Genomic DNA, 16,587 nt, shown 5'->3' on the forward strand with positions numbered 1-16,587 from the left:
AAGCCGGGTCGTTCTCATGCATGGAGGCGTGTTTCGAGGGCGTCGAGTAGCTCCCAGAGCACACCAACGGGGGAAGAGGCAGTGAGCGTGAACGCATTGTAGGCGTAGGCTTCCTCGGGAGCGTCTCGTTCCTGATAATGGAGGTGTCCGGTGGCGTGGGGGTTCGGTTCGAGGTGATAGCCGCAATCGAAGCCGGTCGATTCCCTGTAATGGAAGACGAAGTTTGCGGCGAGTGACGTCCGCTGTCGGTCCTCAAGGCCCGTTTCCGGTGGGAAGGCCGGATTAGGGTGCCACGTAATGCGGAGCGAGGACGTGTCGGCATCGCGGCCGAAATACAGTGGGTCGAGGTCCGCCTCGATCTCCGCATAGTTCCCCTCCGGCATTCCTCGAGCACTCACAACCGCAGGATGACGTTCAAGCTGTCCGCGCAACGAGCGGAGGATACGATGACGTCGCTCGCGGTCCTCGCGTGACGTATCCGTGCCGCCGTCAGCCCGGACGATCTGGGTCTGAGAGAGCGACGCGACGCCAGAATCCCCACGGGACTCCTGGCGATCGGACGCCTTCCCCGAGCCGATCATGCAGATGCAGATGGCCGTGCAGTATACGTGTCGTAGTGGTCGATGGTGTCCCGAAGCAGTGAGAGGTGGTATCGGGCGGAGTCCCAATCAGCAGCGATTCGGATGCGCTCCTGTGCCTCCTCGACCGAGATATCCTCCGTTACCGATGCACGGAGCTCTCGCGGTGACTCCACGTCGTACTGGTCTTTCCACGCCGCAATATCCTGCTGGATTGTGGTGGCCTGTTCGGTGAGGTCCGTTTCAGTGTTGCTGCTCACGAGTTCCTGAAGAGCCGTCAGGCGAGTATAGACTGGATCGGGGTAGTACGTTCGGCCCTTTGCGGTGTCTTCAGTCATGAGGACACCGAGGTCAACGAGTCGCGACAGGTGATCGCGTGTCGTCGGTTCGGAGACGTGTGCTTCCGTTGCGATCCATGCCGCAGTTTGGGGCGATTCGAGCGAGGACGCCACAGATCGCACCCGGTCGAAGCCAGTCGTGTGTTCCTTCCAAGTCACCACGTAATCCGGATCGCCACCGGCATTCGATTGTGAGTCTCCCATACGCTACGTATGCCTCCAAATGCAATAATCTTTTCCCAGACAGAATAATTTGTCTGTGGGTGTAGACAGGAAAGCAACTCGGCATCGGTTGAGCAAGAAGCACCTCATCCAAAACCCCCGTCAAACAGCCGCATTGTACGGCTCCACACAGATGATGTCTCAGACTCGTCTTCATTCTCCCTCGCAGTACCAGTTTGCTCGTTCTGGGGCTGCTCAGTTTCTCGGTCACGGGCTGCCAGTTCGTCGGTGAGCCGCTCGACCTCTGCTTCCAGGGTATCGATCCGCTCAGTCTTCTGTTCGAGTGTTGCCTCGAGTTCGTCGACCCGCTTGGTCAACAGTCGGTTTTTCTCCGCCAAATATGCACGACTCCGGTCTGCGTCGTCAGGGGTACCGCCAGCTGTGACCCCGTCCGGTGGGCCGTGGGGATCTGCGGCGTCGTCGCCGGCATCCGGGTCGTAGAACTCCGAAGTGGTCGCAATCGCTCTCTCGATGGTCTTTTCGCCGTACGTCGACCCGTCAGCGTAGTGGACCTCGTCCCATTTCTCCCGAAATAATCCTGACTGGCGGAACAGCTGCTCCATCTGCGTCCGGTCGCCACCGGTCCAGAACGCCAGCAGACAACACAGCGCCATGTCGGCCTCGGACTGACTGTCGTAGCCGACCGTATTCCCGTTCCAGAGCCGCTCGAACTTCTCGCCGTTCGATGCGTTTCGCGCTTTCTCGAGGAGGTTTTCGTCTTCGAGGTCGACGTCAACGTCGGCTGCACCGGTTGTCGGTGACTGGTCGTCAGCGCCACCACGCTGCTCGGACTTGGATACTGTGTCACGCTCGGTGTCCTGGACGTACTCGCGGTGAATCGCTGTGAGTGCGTCCTGCCGACGTGCAACGCGCGTTGGCGTTCGCTCGACGTGGTCGCCAGTGACGGTGAAAAAGCGTGCCGTGTCGTACAGTTCGACGCTCCCGCGGCGATTCCGCCCCTCCGGGAGTTCGCCCCTGATGAGCACGTGGTAGCCGGTTCCAGTGGGCGACACCTCCGTATAGGAGTCGAGTCGTTCGATGATGTCCAGCGCCGCGTCGTCGACGTCGCCGGTTTCAGGATCACGGCAGTCGTCCAGGTCGACGCCGACGATGGGATCGTCGTCGGTAAACACGAATCCGACGCCATCGGCGTGTGCCGTCTCGGTGTACTCGAGTGCTGCCTCGAAACTCGCCCAGGTCTCCGACTCTGTTGATGATGCGAACCCCCCAGCCCCCGGTGTCACCGGAATCTTCGTCGGCTTGCCGTCCCGCTCCTCTTCGCGCCAGCACACCCACTGGTCGCGTTCGCGTAACGTCTCCGGAATCGTCTCCGGTTCGTCGACAATCGGTTCACTCATCCTCACACAGCACCTCGCATGGCTCTCACTGGCTCTGAGCCAGCACAGACTTCACGCTGCTCTACGTCTCGATCCAATCCCTTGGTCCCAACGGGGACCCCCCGTTCTATCCTAGTTGGTTGTTGGGTGGAACACCCGCTATAACTGGTTAAAAATCGCCAGACGTGAGAGTGTTCCACCCATTTCGGCCGTCTCGTTGGTGTTCCACCCATTGAGGATTTGGGTGGAACATGCCGTCGTCGGGTGATTTTCGACTTGCGAGTCTGGTGGGTTGAAGTCATGATTCTGATTGGGTGGAACAGGCCCTGAGAAGTCGCGATGATATCGTGAATTGGACCGTGTCTGTCCATTTCATGACTCAGGTCCCTCTTCAGAGCGAATGCGGATACCAGTGTAATGCCGTACGGGTTCTCCGTCGATTCGCTTCTTCGTGGAGTCCACCTCGATGTGAGTGTTGAGCTTCCGTGTGAACCAGCTCTTATTCAGCGGCTCGTCGATGCCATGTGCCTCTGCCCAGTCGTTGTAGAGGCCGAATACCTCATCTTTCGGCACGGCTTCATCTGCGTCTTCGATAAGATATTCGTCGACGAACGATTCGAACGACGGTGGCGATTGGTCTTCCTGCTTCTCTTCGACCGGCCCATCTGCCTGGTCGGTCTGACTGGGTGGTTCGTCAGCGGCCGCTGATCCGGACGATGCCGGATGGAGCGACCCGTCGGTGATTGCAGAGAGTGGCCGCTTCTCACCGTCTTCATACACTACTGATTCCGCCTCATCGTGAAGGATAACGATGCTGTACGTCGAACGTGTGTAGTCTGGTACGGGGAGTTCGGCTTCGGGGACGAATGGCTTCTTGATACGCACCCAGTCATCCTCGAACGCCGATTTCGACTCGTAGATGTGTTGCTCACCGTGCTCGTATACGACGTACTCGTCGGCAGCGTGGTCGTAGCTGTAGATGGCTGGCACGCGATCCTTCGAGAGGGTCGAAAGCGACGGGACACGGTTGTGTTCCGTTCCGCTGGCATCACGAAGGACGATTTCGTCGTCATCACGCTGCCAGATGTTCTGGATCCTGTTCTCGTCGCCGTTCGCCGGTCGCACGGCCGTCACTCCCCCTTCTTCGGTCGCTCCGCCGTTGAACGTGAGATTCGAGTCGGTCGTGTAGAACCTCGTCTCGCCATTCTGGAGGGTGCGAACGGGTGGCGTGAGAATGCCGTCGACACGGTCGGCCCACTCAGTTTCGTCGTTTCCTGGTCGAACGACAAACAGCGGGATATCCTCTGCCTCTTGGGCTTTCCGGAGGTTCGTGAGTACTTTCGCGGGATTCTCGGGTGTCGTCGTTTCGACTTCGATAGCGAATCGGTCGGCAACGTCGGGGTGGCTCGCCGTCGCGTCAGGTTTCTCGCTGCCATCCTGTGCGAGGATCGAGACCGTGAAGCCGAGTGCGGTGAGCTCTTCTTCGATCTGGCGGAGTGCTGTGTCGTGGGCACTCCCCCCAGCTGCCTGCACGCCACCAGTATCGGGCATCGCGACCTCCTCTCCGGCTTCAGTGAGCCGGATTCGGAGTTCGTCAGCGTCGATATCGACGGTCGTATCGAGGTATCGTGATCGTTCTCGAATGTCCGCGAGTGCATCATACGACGGGGGTTCGGCGTCGACGTCGTCGAAGAGTCGTCTGAGTTCGTCGTCGACTGCTTCGACGGCCACCCAGCCGTTCTCTTCACGGCATCCTTCTCGAAGCTGGAGACTCCGGACCACCTTCGCAATCGCACCGTCCAGGTCATCGCTCGCAATATCGAGGACATCGTGTCCGTCGGCAGGTGGTCTCGTTGTTGTGGTGTCTGTCTCAGCCGGCACACCGTGTCTGTCACTGATGTGTTCGTGCATCGCGGAGAGCGTCTCAGTGAACTGCTCCTCTTCACGCGCTGTGAGAGGCGATTCACTCTCGGGGTGGCCCGGTGGAATCGGGAGTGGTTCGAGACTGAACGGATACGGCCCCGTTTCACCGAACGTCGGGCTCGGCAGGCTGGCGATCCACTCTCCTCGCGGCAACGAACGAATCCGGTTGGCGAAATCCGTGGGGTCCATCTCTTCGTGGGCCATCGCTCGTGCCAGTTCTCGGTCGACGTTGATTTTCCCGATGAGCGAACTGCCGATGTTGTTCAGGGCGTTCAGGTAGATTTTTCGCCCGCCTTCGGCCTCCATCTGTTCGGGGAACTGCATCGACAGGCCGACAGAGAGCCGGAATCCCCGCCCTTTCTCGAGGAGATCGTTCATAATGTCGGAGACCACGACCGATGCTGCCTCGTCAACGAGCAAGTTCACGACGTAGTCATCCGGGTGTTGGGAGAGCGCCCGTTTGCGATCCTTGAGGGCTGCATCGAGATTGGTCAGGATCACACCGGTCATGATCCGGGCGGCGTCGTCGCGAAGGTCTCCAAGGTCGAAGAGAATGACCGTATCTTCGTCGAGGACATCCCGAAAGTCGAACTGGTTCTCGGTATTATTGAAGATCTGACGCAGGTGCGTATCCTGCGAGATGTAGGCGAGACGGTTTCCGACACCGCCCATCACGTTCGCGAAGGTGTTCGAATCTAACTGAAGTTGCCGTCGGATCGTTCGAGTGACTTCCTCGTCGCTCGACCGCGGGGCGTCGCCGATGTTCTCGTTCGGTGGCCCGGCCTCCCAGAGCTGGTCGACTACGTGTTCGAGCTGTCGGTGGGCGAAGTAGTCCGTCGACGCTCGGTACAGCCCGTTCTCACGCCCGTACTCCTCGTCGAACAGTGCCTTGATGAGTGTCTTGATGAGAGTTGGGGCCACAGTCGCTCGCTCGTAGCGGTCGGTTCCCATCACGAGCTTCAAAATCTCTTCGTAGTGGTCGGCCTTCCGTTGGACGGCGTCTTCGCGGCGCCGTCCGCTCTCCATCGACGGTTCGAGATCGAAAAACGAGAACCCGGGGAGGACGTCTGGCACCGGGAAGTGAACGACGTTCTCTTCGAGATCGGTTATTCCGAACCGACGCCCGTGAGCCCGCATGTAGTTCTGGGCCATGTCGTCGTTCTTCGGGATAATGAGGATAGTTGGCCCCTCGGTGTTGTCGTATAGCGACAGCATATCGTTGATCAGGGCTTTCGATTTCCCAGAGCCGGTTGTTCCGAACCGGCCGTAATGAGTGGGCAGCAGTCGGGGCGGAATATGTGTTGGCTCGCCTTCGGCCTCGCCGGTATCATTGAGTGCGTACCCGATTGCCATCCCGTCACGGAACTCATTCATCAGATCTTGGTGGGGGCGTGGCAACGGATTCCGACTCTGCTGTTCCGCACGCGTCCCACGTGCTCCCTCGACAGTAAGCTGTTCCGAGGAGGGAACGAGTACGAAGTGCGCGAGTTCTCGACCACTTAGCACGAACCCGGGTCGGGTCTTCCCACGGCCGGTCGTGATCTCACGATCCAAGAGCCGCTGCAACGTCGCTCGTGTGTTCCGTTCTTTCGTGGCTGCCCGAAAGCCGCTGTCGCGCAACCGTTCAGCCGTAACCTCGTAATACGGCCCGTCAAGCGGATCGAATACCGGGACAAGTGATTGCATCCGCTCATCGAGATCATCGCGACCGTCGTCACCGGATGGAATCCCGATTGCTCGGATGTTCGCGGTGAACGACCGCTTCGGATTTTTCGCCTCGATTGCCTCGACGCGTTTTGCAACCGCGTCGCTAAGCTGGTTTTTGTCCCGGTTCTCCGATTGGCCGTCGAGTTCGAAGAGGGAGCCAATAATCTCCTGGGCGAGTGTGTCCCGCCCGTCGATGATGTCCTCCTTGCGAAGATCGGCATCGGACTGCCAGCTCTTGCGTCGCTGGAAGACGACCTGGAACGCCACTGGTGCTGTCGCCTCCATCAGGTGGTCGACGAGCGACGCGAGCGCACCTCCTGGCTGATCGACGGCTGAAAGTTCCTCTTCGTCGTCGTCGGCAGTGAATGGCGAGAGTGAGGTCATCCAGTCCTGCTTTCGAGTGGCCGACCCCTGCCACCGCACGCCGAGTGGGGAGACGGTCTCGGTCGCTGGCCGGGCGAGTATCGTCCCATCTGATGTTACCGTTGGTTCGGCAAGCGTGGTTAGTGGCTCATCCTCGGGAATCGCATCTGGTGGGGCGAGTTCGAGGGCGGTGTCTCCGAACTCGATGATGTGGTCGGCAGACAGGTCGCCGACCGTCCCTCCATCCGCGACTGATTCGGCGTCTGCTGGCCTCGCTTGACTGTCGTCGTCAGTCCCGAGTTTGTATTGCTCGTCAGGACCGAATTCGTACGTGAGATCGCCCGACTCATAGTGATCGACGAATGTCTCTCGGTCGAATTCCACAGGCTGCACGAGTCGGGATACGACGTCGATTTCGGTACGCTCGATGTCGAACGTCTCGGGATAGACCGACCGGAGACGTTTCTCAAGCGTATCCAGATGATCGTCGGCACCGTAGTAGAATTCGACGGGGGCGTCTGCACCCTCGCTGAGCGCGAGAAATTCGAATCGTAGCGGTGTTTTGCTGTGTAGCGGATTGAGTTTGTCAGCTAGCCCTGTCGAGTCCATTGCGGTCAGTTTGTGGAGACTCTCCAGTGTCTGCGGCAGCCGCTCCGGATTGAGGCGTTCGGAGGTAGGCGTCACGCGGAGGTACTCACGCATCGTCGCCACCTCCTGCTGGACCACCATCAGTCTCTGTTGGCGTCCGCTCAGGTGGGAGTTGTCCGTTGTCTGTCGCTCGGCTTTCAATGTCCTCCTGGAACGCCTGTACGTCCGCGTCCATCGGATTCTCGCCAGTGCCGGGGAGTGAGGCTCGCCGTTGCTCGGTTGGCTCGAAGTCGATGACCTGTTTCTCCTTGGGCATCGCTTTGACCTTGATCCCGCGCCACTCGCCGTCGACGCCGACGAGTGCTTCGGAGAAGCCTGCATCCTCGTTGCCGGGGACGGCATCCTGGACGAACCGCATCTGCGCGTAGTTCAGTCCGAACTCGTCGGCCCACGCCTTGTCCATCCCGTCCAACCGATGGAACTGCTTGACGGCACACTGATCGAGGATCGCTTCGGATTCGGCGTGCTCGAAGAACTCGTCGACGGTCTGGGTGACCAGCCGAATCGAGAGATCGTGGTGTCGGTGATGGCGGAACACCGTCTCGAGGAACGCCAGACTTGCCGCGTCCTGCATGATGTAGCGGGCCTCGTCGATGTAGAACACGACCTCCTTGTCTGAAACCTTCGCTCGCTCGTAGACCAGCGAGATGAGTAGCTGCATCGTCAGTGCCGTGCTGCTGTCCACGCTGCCTTCCTGCTGGGCCAGATCGAGATAGATCACCTTCTCGTCCCGGATGTCGAAATCGGATTCTTGACCGAGATTGGCGTGGCGACCGTCGTCCTCGAAGGGACGAAGCTGATCGAGCAACCACGTCGCGTCGTCCTTGATTTTCCCTGCCTCCTCGTCGGACCGCACGACGAACTCCTCGGGGTCGTTGATCATGTCCTCGAAGACGTCCATCATGTCGCGGATGGTCGGGCTCGGGTTGCTGTGCGTGGAGATGTCGTCGGTAATCCCCTGGCGCTTGTAGGCGCGCTTGAGGGCGAGTTCGAGCGTCGTCCGCCGGTCGCCGAGCGAGATGCCGCGGAGCGCGAAGAAGTTCGTCAGGAAGCTCATCGCGTCGTCGAGCTTCTCGTTGAACGGACTCGCGTCCTCACCCATCGCCCGCTGGACGTGCTCGGGCGTCTCGCGAATTTCCAGAGGGTTCAGGCCGAGTGTCCCGCCGACCGTGATTCGCTTGGCGTCGAGCGCCTCTGAGACACCGGCCCAGTTGTTCAGCGGTTCGAGGATGATTCCGATGCGGTCCTTGCTCTGCTCGATGGAGCGGATAAAGTTCTGCTTGGAGCTGAACGACTTCCCCGAGCCCGTGTCGCCGACGGTGAACATCGCGTACCCGTTGTCTCGGGAGAAGGGATCGATGACGACGGGGCTCTGGTTGTCTTTGTGAATGCCGAACTCGACGCCGCCCTCCTCGAGGATCGTCGCGTTGTGTGGGGAGGACAGTAACGCGCCGACGGCGCCACCGAGCGCGATCGATGTCCGGCCGAACTCGTTGTCGCCGATGGGCGCGGCGGATTGGAGGGCGAGGTCCTGCCGGCAAATCGCGGTCTTCGGCGTGAGGTTCGCCGGGTCGTCCCGGAGCGCACTCTTGACCGTCTGGACGGCATCTCTGAGGTGGTCTTTCTCGTCGGTCCGCACGGTGATGAACATCCCCTGGTCGAAGACGTTCGCGCCGTTCTCGACGGCCTTGTACGTCGCTGCAGCCTCGTTGGCTCGCTCTTGGAGATAGGCACTCCGGATACTCTGTTCGAGGTCAGCATCGACCTGAAGGTCGTCGGCGATGTCCTGCAGTTCGTTCCGAGCTCGCTCCTGGTTCTTCGGCGTGATGTGGGCGGTGAGGTCGAACTGGACGTCGGTCATCTCGAAGAGGTCGCTCAGATACCCGTCGTTGGGATAGTCGGCATAGTTAGCGATGTACAGCGTCGTCGTCCACTGCTCGCCGACCCGTGCGGCTCGCGTTTCCCATTCGACAGCTCCGGGCGCGGTGACGGACTTGTGCGACTCGGAAATATCGTCGAGGAGCTGGCGTTCGGCCTCGCCTTCTTTGAGTGTCTCCTCGTCGAGGACGTCCGCGAAGTCCATGTCTGGTTCATCATCCGCAGTGAAGCGGTCCCAGAGATGTTTGCTGCCGACACCGAGGATGAGTCCCACCACGAGAGCAAGCACTGCTCCCTCCGCTGGTGACAGGTTCTGGAGCCACTCGGCGACGGGGCCAAGTGCGCCACCACCTGTCTGGAGGACCACGTTACGCATCGTGTGGATCCTCCCGGCGCGAGTGGCCGATGATCGATTGGTCGCGAACGACGCGCTCGGCCTCGTCGTAGTCGTGTTCGCGGCCGTTCCAGAAGTCCATATTCAGGACGAACAGCTCGACCGTACTGAGCCGGCGAGCGGACCACCCCGACGCCTGCTGGATGAACTCGGCGCGGACGGCGTTGACGCGACTGTCGAGTTTCTCGAACATCTGGGCACGGCGCTCGACGTCAGTGAGGTCCTCGCGGCGGGTGACGAACGGGTTGAACAGGAAGCCGATGACCGGGAACTTGGTGAGCTTCTCGGCAGGTGTTCCCTCGTCCCGGAAGCGGTCGTACACTTCTATTGGGCTGACTTCAACGCCGATGTAGTACCGGACCTGCTGGATGCCCCGGTCGCGCATCTCCTTCGGCCGCGTCTCCCGGTACTCCTCGAGGAGTTCCCGGAAGATCGGGTTCTCTGTGACGTCTTCGTCAGTAAGGCGCTCCTCAATGGTCTCGGTGATCTGCTCCACCGGAAATGAACGGGTTGTGGCGTGGAGTTTGAGCTTCGAGTCCAGCTCTTTGTTGGCGAACTCTTCGCCAGCGTCCTGGAGCTGCGCCCAGTCATCGGACATCGCGAAGTCCATGTTCGCTGGATCGATCTCGATGAACGCCTCCATCGCGCCGTCTTCACGCTGGATGGCACCAGCGCCCGGCCACGCCCGCTTGATATTTGTGAGGTCCTGCGTTCGCTCGTCCGGCTTGAACGGCGTGTAGTTCGCGAGGCCCCCCTCGTTGCGCTCTGACTCGTTGGTACTCGTGTCGGCTTCGGCGGGCGCACTGAACGTGACCTGCGGCCGTTTGAGGTACCGATAGACATCTTTGGTCCACGTCCAGGCGTTCAGGTGGGTTGGTGAGACGTAGATGACGGCGACGCCAAAGCCAAGCCCGCCAGCGACGAACGGGAGGGCGAGCGACTCGATCCCGGTGAGGCCTGCGATAAACAGCCCAATAATGGGGAAGGCGATGAGTAAGCCGACGTCACCTTCCTCGATGTTGAGATACGGGATGCGACTCTCCTCGCCGAACTGATCCATGATGCGCCGTGCGGCTGCGTCTTGGTCTGTTGACATTGTTAGTGGATTCCTCGATCAAAGTCCATCCCGCGTCCGTCACTCGTCGATTCCGCTGTCGCTCCACCTGGGTCATTCTCCGTTCGACGGTACGATGGCGTGCCGCTATCGTCCGCTCCGTGCCCACCACGGGCAGCTGCTTTTTGCGCGACGGCGTGGCCAGCGGCGGCTTTCGGGCCCCACCGAGCGGCGGTCGTCGCGACGCCGGCGCCACCGACGTAGGCCCCGGCGGCGACACCGCCAACAAGGGCTGCGCCTTTCGTCGCACCGCCGACGACTTTGGCCGTCAACGGGGTCGCGTATTTGAACGTCTTCCACGTGATGAAGAGTGCGACCAGTGGGAGGGACGCAGCGACGAGATATTTGAGGAACGCTGTTCCTGGCGTGAGCGTCCCACCAGCGTAGATCAAGTCGTATCCCTTGAGGACCATCGCAGCAGGGAGTGGGAGGACAGCCAACGGGACAAACCGTTTGCAGAACCCCATCGCGATATCGGATACGACTGGAATGTTTCCATAGGCCAGTGCAAATGCAATCGGCATTCCGTACAAGTAGACATAGAGCAGGATCATCCGGATGTAGAACAGCGCCTCTAGAGCCCACATCGAGATTCCACCAATCACAGCGAACAATAGTCCCAGTCCGGGATTTGTGATGGCTGCTCCCAAGAACTGAATCATCGCCGAGGCTACGGAGGAAAGCTCCGGCATCAGGGCGATGGTGAATCCGTCGACGAGGTAGAGTGCGAGAGTCCCAATCCAGTACCATGTAATAATCAGAAAGGCTCCGACCCAGGCTGTCTTCTTGGTTTTTCGGGCTTCATAGGCACTTCCGATATTGAAGATTCGAACCGTGTGACGCCCCTGGACGCTCATCACGAGGAGCAAAAGGGCAACTAGCATGATTTCGCCGCCGATGAGAGCATCGTGGATCGCTGGCCAAGGTGCGTTGGTTGGTTCACCAAAGACAAAGGCTCCATTCGTCTCTGGGGTCGGGGTTCCGAACATTCCCTCAGTCAGAGTCTCATACCCCGATCTGAGACCGTTCATAAACAGCCCGATGAACCAATCAACGACGCCCTTGATACCCTCGAGGACGACGTCAATGAGATCAACCATCGTCAGGCCTCCGTGATCGTGACTTCACAGTCAGTCATCTCGTCAGACCCGGAGTACTGGACATTGTAGGCACTCGTGACTCGATTGCCACTGACTCGGGTCTCGACGATAACCGTGAACTGGCCGCTGTTACCGTCTGGGGAACACCCCATTCCGTCCTCACTCTCTGAACCGAACGGGAACGAATTACTGAACAGGTCGGCCGTCTCGCCAGGGGAGACTACTACCCGGTCGGTTTCGTGCATTCCACTGCCTCTGGGGTTCTCAATTGGATTGGGAACGTCCCCGGAGAAGATTAGTTCCGTTATCGCTTCCGGACCACTCCCTGTGTTCTCTACCGTGACGAATGCCTCGCCATTCTTGATCCGGTCCGTCTCGGATTCACCATAGACTTCGTCCCACGGCTTATCTGGATTATTCCGATAGAGTCCAACATCCTGTATCTGGATCTCCGGACGCAGTTCAGTATTGGTCTCGACTACTGTCTCCTCACCCTTCAACGCGAGTACGCGGTACTCACCGGGCGCATATGCGGTGCCGATCTCGAACGAGACCTGTTGAGCACCTGTAGCTACGTCACGTTTCCCGAATAGTTCGCCGTTCGGTTGGATGAGGTTAACCTGGTCAACGTCGGACTCTTCGGAGAGTTCGACGACGAGTGTTGTCCCCTCGACAGCGATACGCGTGAGTGGGCCTTTGCCATCTGGAGAGGTCGTTCCGTCACTGGGTGTTCCAGACCCGCCATTGTCGTTTAGACAGCCAGCGACCCCTGCGAGCGCAGCGCTGGCGACTGTTCGGAGGGCGGTTCGCCGACTGATGTGTGGGTGGTTTCTAGTCATGGACTATGGGTTCCGTTGGAAGATATCTTCTGGACCGAGCATTAGGAGGAGCCGCTTGCCTGCGTAGAACATCACAAGAAACGGGATGAGCTGCCAGCCGACCTCGAAAATCAACGCAAACCACCCGTCGATGGTTCCGAGCGGGTGCCAGCGAGCAGTAGCCGTCGCACTCACATACGCGGGGTTGTGCCCGAGCCACGAGCCCGGATGGTACCGAGCCGTGTAGATACCCGGATCGTCGATCGTCACGATCGCCACCCCGGACACGTTGGTCTCGACACGCTGCTCTGCGACGGTGATGTAGCCGTTTCGAGTGCTTCCACCGATTGGATATCGCCGGACAGGATCGCTGAGAACGATTGGTGCGCCCGTCTCGTTGTCGCGGAGTTCGATGCGGAGTGTGGCCTGGCTTTCGTTCTGCTGGAGAACCTCAACAGTCAGATTACTTCGGCGGAGCTGCCGCTCGGAACCAGCATCAGGTGCCACAATCGAGGCATTCACACCTCGCACAATACCTGCTACCTGGAGCGCGTCGCGGTCGACGCTCTCGGCGCGAACTGCGACACCGTACGTCGTCGTGTACGACTGGTTGACGATGTCGATGTTGATGTTCTCACCGAGAGTCCCGACCGGAGACGGTCGGTCAGTTCCCCAAGTGTCGATAATCTCTGGGCCATCGCGAACTGGTTCAGCACGCGGGCCGATTCGCGAAGGGTACGCGTGGACGTACACGGGGATCGCGTCAGACTCGACGGTGGCGCTGTCGGTCCGGTTCGACCTGACGAGCGTATCCCAGTTGGCGTTCCGAGCGGTGTAGAACCGCCAGACGCCACGAACTCTCGCATCACCGTCTTCGGTCAGGGTATACCCCTGCCACGGCCGGGACTGGAAGATGGCAACGCCAGAGTCACCGTTGGGATACTCGGCGTAGTAGGGATACGCCGAGAGGTCGTAGATCTCGACGTCGATTGAGTCCGAGACGTTGCGTGACTCCGTCCGGTAGGTGACGTCGACGTCCGTCCGGTTGCCTTGGTCGATCCGGGTAGTCTTTTTGAGCCGGACGCTGATCTCCGCTTCGAGCGTGAGATTCGCGCTCCAGTCATCCTCGATCTGGTAGTCGAGGGCTGGCGTATGGGACCCGCCCTGGGTCGCGATGGTCTCACCGTCTTTCTTCAGCCGGACTTCTTCGATTTCGTGCTCCGTGAGCGACCACTGGATGGTCGTGTTCCTGGACGAACTGCCGTTCGGGACACGAACCCGATAGTCGACGAAGCCCCGCATCGTCCCGTTCGGCGCGATATAAAGAGGCGTCTCTCCGGACTCGAGATGCCCCCGTGTGGAGGGCTGGACCGCGAAGATTGTGGCGTGGGCATCCTCGATGAAGACACCGTCCTCGAGGTCCGCGTGCGACGGATGCACGGACGTGTCTGCCCCACCGGCGTCGAGGTCCTCGAAGTCGTTCCGGGTCCACGTTGCCGCGGTCGCCGGCGGGCGTTTGAACGTGATGTCTGTCCCGTTCGCAACCTGGTGGATGGCGGAGCGATTCTCGCCGTACCGCTGGCGGTACGTTTCTTGGCTGATGTAGTTATCCGCATCGCGCGACCACAGCGTCGCCGACTCGTTCTCCGTGAGCCCGTTGTCCTCCGTCCCTGGCCGCGGCGGCTCAGCAACGACGATACCCGTGACTAAGCTCGTCACAAATAGGGCGGCCATGAGCACGGAGAGTTCTCGGTGATCCATAGGGCTCGCGTCGGTGACAGCAGGTGGTTTACCAGGGGACGAGGTCGACGCACTGTGCCAGCGGGAGGCCCATCATCGACCCTGCAACTGTGTACAGCGGGCCGAGGACGACGAGGACGACGGCGGACTTCATCGCCGAGCGCTTGTGGCGCTTGAGCCCCTTCTTCTGATCCGGAGTGATCGTAAACATCTCGATAAGGGAGTCAGCCTGCCACACGATAGCGAGACCGACAATTCCCAGCGTCGTCGTCAGCTGGAAGAAGCCCTCGATCATACTCGGAAGATTATCCGCGCTACAGACCGCATTACTCTGCGCGGCGACGGGCTGCACAGCAAACAGGCTCAACATGACCACGACAGTGGCTGCCTGTCGTATCACGGGCCGGTAAGACGATTCAACAGTCTCTGGATAATCGTTGTCTGTCATTAGTGCGTCTCGTTGTGAGCGTTTTCACAGCTCTCGGTAGCTGATGTTTCTGACTGGGTGCCGTCTCTCGAATCGGCTGAGTTGACGACCAGTTCCTGGAGGTCACTCAATCGATTCGTTTCTTCGACGACTTCGTCGAACGAATATCCCCGCTCCTGTGCACGTTCGAGGAGATCACGGAATTCGTGTGGGTCGATATCACGAACATCCATCTCTTCTCGAAGCGCCTGCCGATACAGCGCGGAGGCGTTGATGTAGTCAAACCACTCCAGGAACAGCTGATCGATCTCTTCGATAGTGACCTGTCGGGTTTTCATGTGTATGCGGGGTGATTCATATTGGTTGAATCGCGGTTCATAGCATACACCCCCGATTGTCAGGGTGGGTGGTTATACTCATCCGTGTTTACACTGTCAAAGGGTGTGAACACCGGACGCAGCCCTCAACACAGAGAAGGCTATATTAACGGGGAGACAGCTTCAGAGGGATACCTTCTTTTGACTGGGTAGTAACGCGAGGTTCGAGTTCGATATCCCGATTTTTCTCCCACTCAAACTCGAACTGCTGGCCAATCGTCGCGAGCACGACCTTGGCTTCCAAGAGAGCGAATTCTCGCCCGATACAGGTTCGCCGCCCCCCGCCGAAGGGGACGTACGCGAAATCATGGAGCTCTTCTTCAAATTCATCCGTCCATCGGTCGGGTCGGAACGATAACGGATCGTCGTAGAACTGGCCATCACGATGTACGTGGATCACGGATAGGTGAATCTCGTGATCCTCGGGGATTCGGAATCCGTTGACTTCGACGTCAGACTTCGTCCGGCGCGGGATCGTGTGAATCGGTGGGTATAGCCGAAGTGCCTCGGTGATGATGTTCTCCGTGAATTCGAGGTCTTGGAGATCGTCGTAGGTTGGGGGGTGGTCACCGAGTACCGTCTCCAATTCCGCATCGAACCGCTCTCGGATGTCCGGGTGCGTGGCCAGCACGTACCACGTAAACGCGAGTGCGGTAGCTGTCGTTTCGTGGCCTGCAAAGACCATCGTGATAAGCTGATCTTCGATTTCGTCAGTCGTGAGCTGCTCACCGTCATCCGAGTTACGGATTCGCTGTAACTGTGTGAGTAGATCGGACGGGTCCATATTGCTGGATGACTCCTCAGGCCTCTGTTGACCGCCTCCAGCAACTCCATCGTCCACGACTGATGGGCTGACCGACTGACTGCCCTCCTCCGCAAGGAGGCTCCGAACTTCCTGTCGAAGCCGCTCCTTTGAGTGGTCGAACCGACGGCGAGCTGGTGTCGGAAGCCAGTGGGGGAGAATCCACGAGGAGGGAGTAAACCACTCGTTAAGACCATCAGCGGCATCGCGAAGCTCTTGATCCTCTCCAGGAACTAATTCACGACCGAACAAGGTTGCGAACAGAATTTCAAGAGTGAGATCACGCATTTCCGTTTCCATATCCCGAGTGTCGCCCGTCTCCCACTGCTCAAGTCGTCGTTCAGTACACGCCACCATCTGCTCTGTGTAGCCTTTGATCTGCTCGCGATAGAACAGTGGTTGCATCATCTCCCGTTGTCGTCGCCACTGCTGGTCCTCGACTGAGAGTAATCCATTACCGAATGCTCGTCGATAATCCTCGGTTTTCCCGAACGCGTCGACGTCGGCCACCAGAACGCGATTGAAGTAATCCGGATGAGCCAACACGAAGACGTCGTCGACTGCTGGGAGATCCATGCGATAGATATCCCCGCACTCCGACGTTGCCCTGTCTACGAACTCGAACGGATCGCGAGCAAAATCGACTGCATGCTTGAACACCGGGTATCCGGATGGCGCTGGGGGAAGTTGCGAGGCCACAATACCCATACTTTGCGGGAACACGTGTAAAAAGTACTGTCGGCGGGTTCGAGTTCACATTTCAGAGAGGGAGTTGGAATGATGAGACGTTCGTTTCAATACCCGATCTCGTCGATATATTC

The 16,587-nt window shown here is 59.3% G+C and carries 12 protein-coding genes; all 12 read right to left on the reverse strand.

Going from position 1 to position 16,587, the window contains the following annotated elements; genetic code table 11:
- Positions 1 to 14: 14 nt before the first annotated feature.
- Positions 15 to 581: a hypothetical protein gene (locus HALDL1_00700; protein AHG05682.1), complete on the reverse strand. Its 567-nt coding sequence runs from the start codon at positions 579 to 581 to the stop codon at positions 15 to 17.
- Positions 578 to 1,120, reverse strand: coding sequence for a hypothetical protein (locus HALDL1_00705; GenBank protein AHG05555.1), 543 nt, complete (start codon positions 1,118 to 1,120; stop codon positions 578 to 580). Before HALDL1_00705 ends, HALDL1_00700 begins: the two co-directional genes overlap by 4 nt.
- 104 nt (positions 1,121 to 1,224) lie before the next feature.
- Positions 1,225 to 2,496, reverse strand: coding sequence for a hypothetical protein (locus tag HALDL1_00710; protein ID AHG05556.1), 1,272 nt, complete (start codon positions 2,494 to 2,496; stop codon positions 1,225 to 1,227).
- A 351-nt stretch (positions 2,497 to 2,847) separates the two neighbouring features.
- Positions 2,848 to 7,170, reverse strand: a complete 4,323-nt coding sequence (locus HALDL1_00715; GenBank protein ID AHG05557.1) for a conjugal transfer protein — start codon at positions 7,168 to 7,170, stop codon at positions 2,848 to 2,850.
- Positions 7,163 to 9,370, reverse strand: a complete 2,208-nt coding sequence (locus tag HALDL1_00720) for a transferase (protein ID AHG05558.1) — start codon at positions 9,368 to 9,370, stop codon at positions 7,163 to 7,165. Before HALDL1_00720 ends, HALDL1_00715 begins: the two co-directional genes overlap by 8 nt.
- Positions 9,363 to 10,484, reverse strand: coding sequence for a hypothetical protein (locus tag HALDL1_00725; protein ID AHG05559.1), 1,122 nt, complete (start codon positions 10,482 to 10,484; stop codon positions 9,363 to 9,365). Before HALDL1_00725 ends, HALDL1_00720 begins: the two co-directional genes overlap by 8 nt.
- A 2-nt stretch (positions 10,485 to 10,486) precedes the next feature.
- Complete coding sequence (locus HALDL1_00730) at positions 10,487 to 11,602, reverse strand: hypothetical protein (GenBank protein AHG05560.1); 1,116 nt, start codon at positions 11,600 to 11,602, stop codon at positions 10,487 to 10,489.
- Positions 11,603 to 11,604: 2 nt separating this feature from the next.
- On the reverse strand, positions 11,605 to 12,441 hold the full coding sequence (locus HALDL1_00735) for a hypothetical protein (protein ID AHG05561.1): 837 nt from the start codon (positions 12,439 to 12,441) through the stop codon (positions 11,605 to 11,607).
- A 3-nt stretch (positions 12,442 to 12,444) separates the two neighbouring features.
- Positions 12,445 to 14,181 carry a hypothetical protein gene (locus HALDL1_00740; GenBank protein ID AHG05562.1) on the reverse strand — a complete coding sequence of 579 codons (1,737 nt, stop codon included), beginning with the start codon at positions 14,179 to 14,181 and terminating at the stop codon, positions 12,445 to 12,447.
- 28 nt (positions 14,182 to 14,209) lie between these two features.
- Positions 14,210 to 14,608 carry a hypothetical protein gene (locus HALDL1_00745; protein ID AHG05563.1) on the reverse strand — a complete coding sequence of 133 codons (399 nt, stop codon included), beginning with the start codon at positions 14,606 to 14,608 and terminating at the stop codon, positions 14,210 to 14,212.
- A complete protein-coding gene (locus tag HALDL1_00750) occupies positions 14,608 to 14,925 on the reverse strand; it encodes a hypothetical protein (protein AHG05564.1) in 318 nt (105 codons plus the stop codon). Before HALDL1_00750 ends, HALDL1_00745 begins: the two co-directional genes overlap by 1 nt.
- Positions 14,926 to 15,070: 145 nt before the next feature.
- Positions 15,071 to 16,342: a cytochrome P450 gene (locus tag HALDL1_00755; GenBank protein AHG05565.1), complete on the reverse strand. Its 1,272-nt coding sequence runs from the start codon at positions 16,340 to 16,342 to the stop codon at positions 15,071 to 15,073.
- Positions 16,343 to 16,587 lie beyond the last annotated feature (245 nt).

Source organism: Halobacterium sp. DL1 (assembly GCA_000230955.3).
Classification (GTDB): Archaea; Halobacteriota; Halobacteria; order Halobacteriales; family Halobacteriaceae; genus Halobacterium.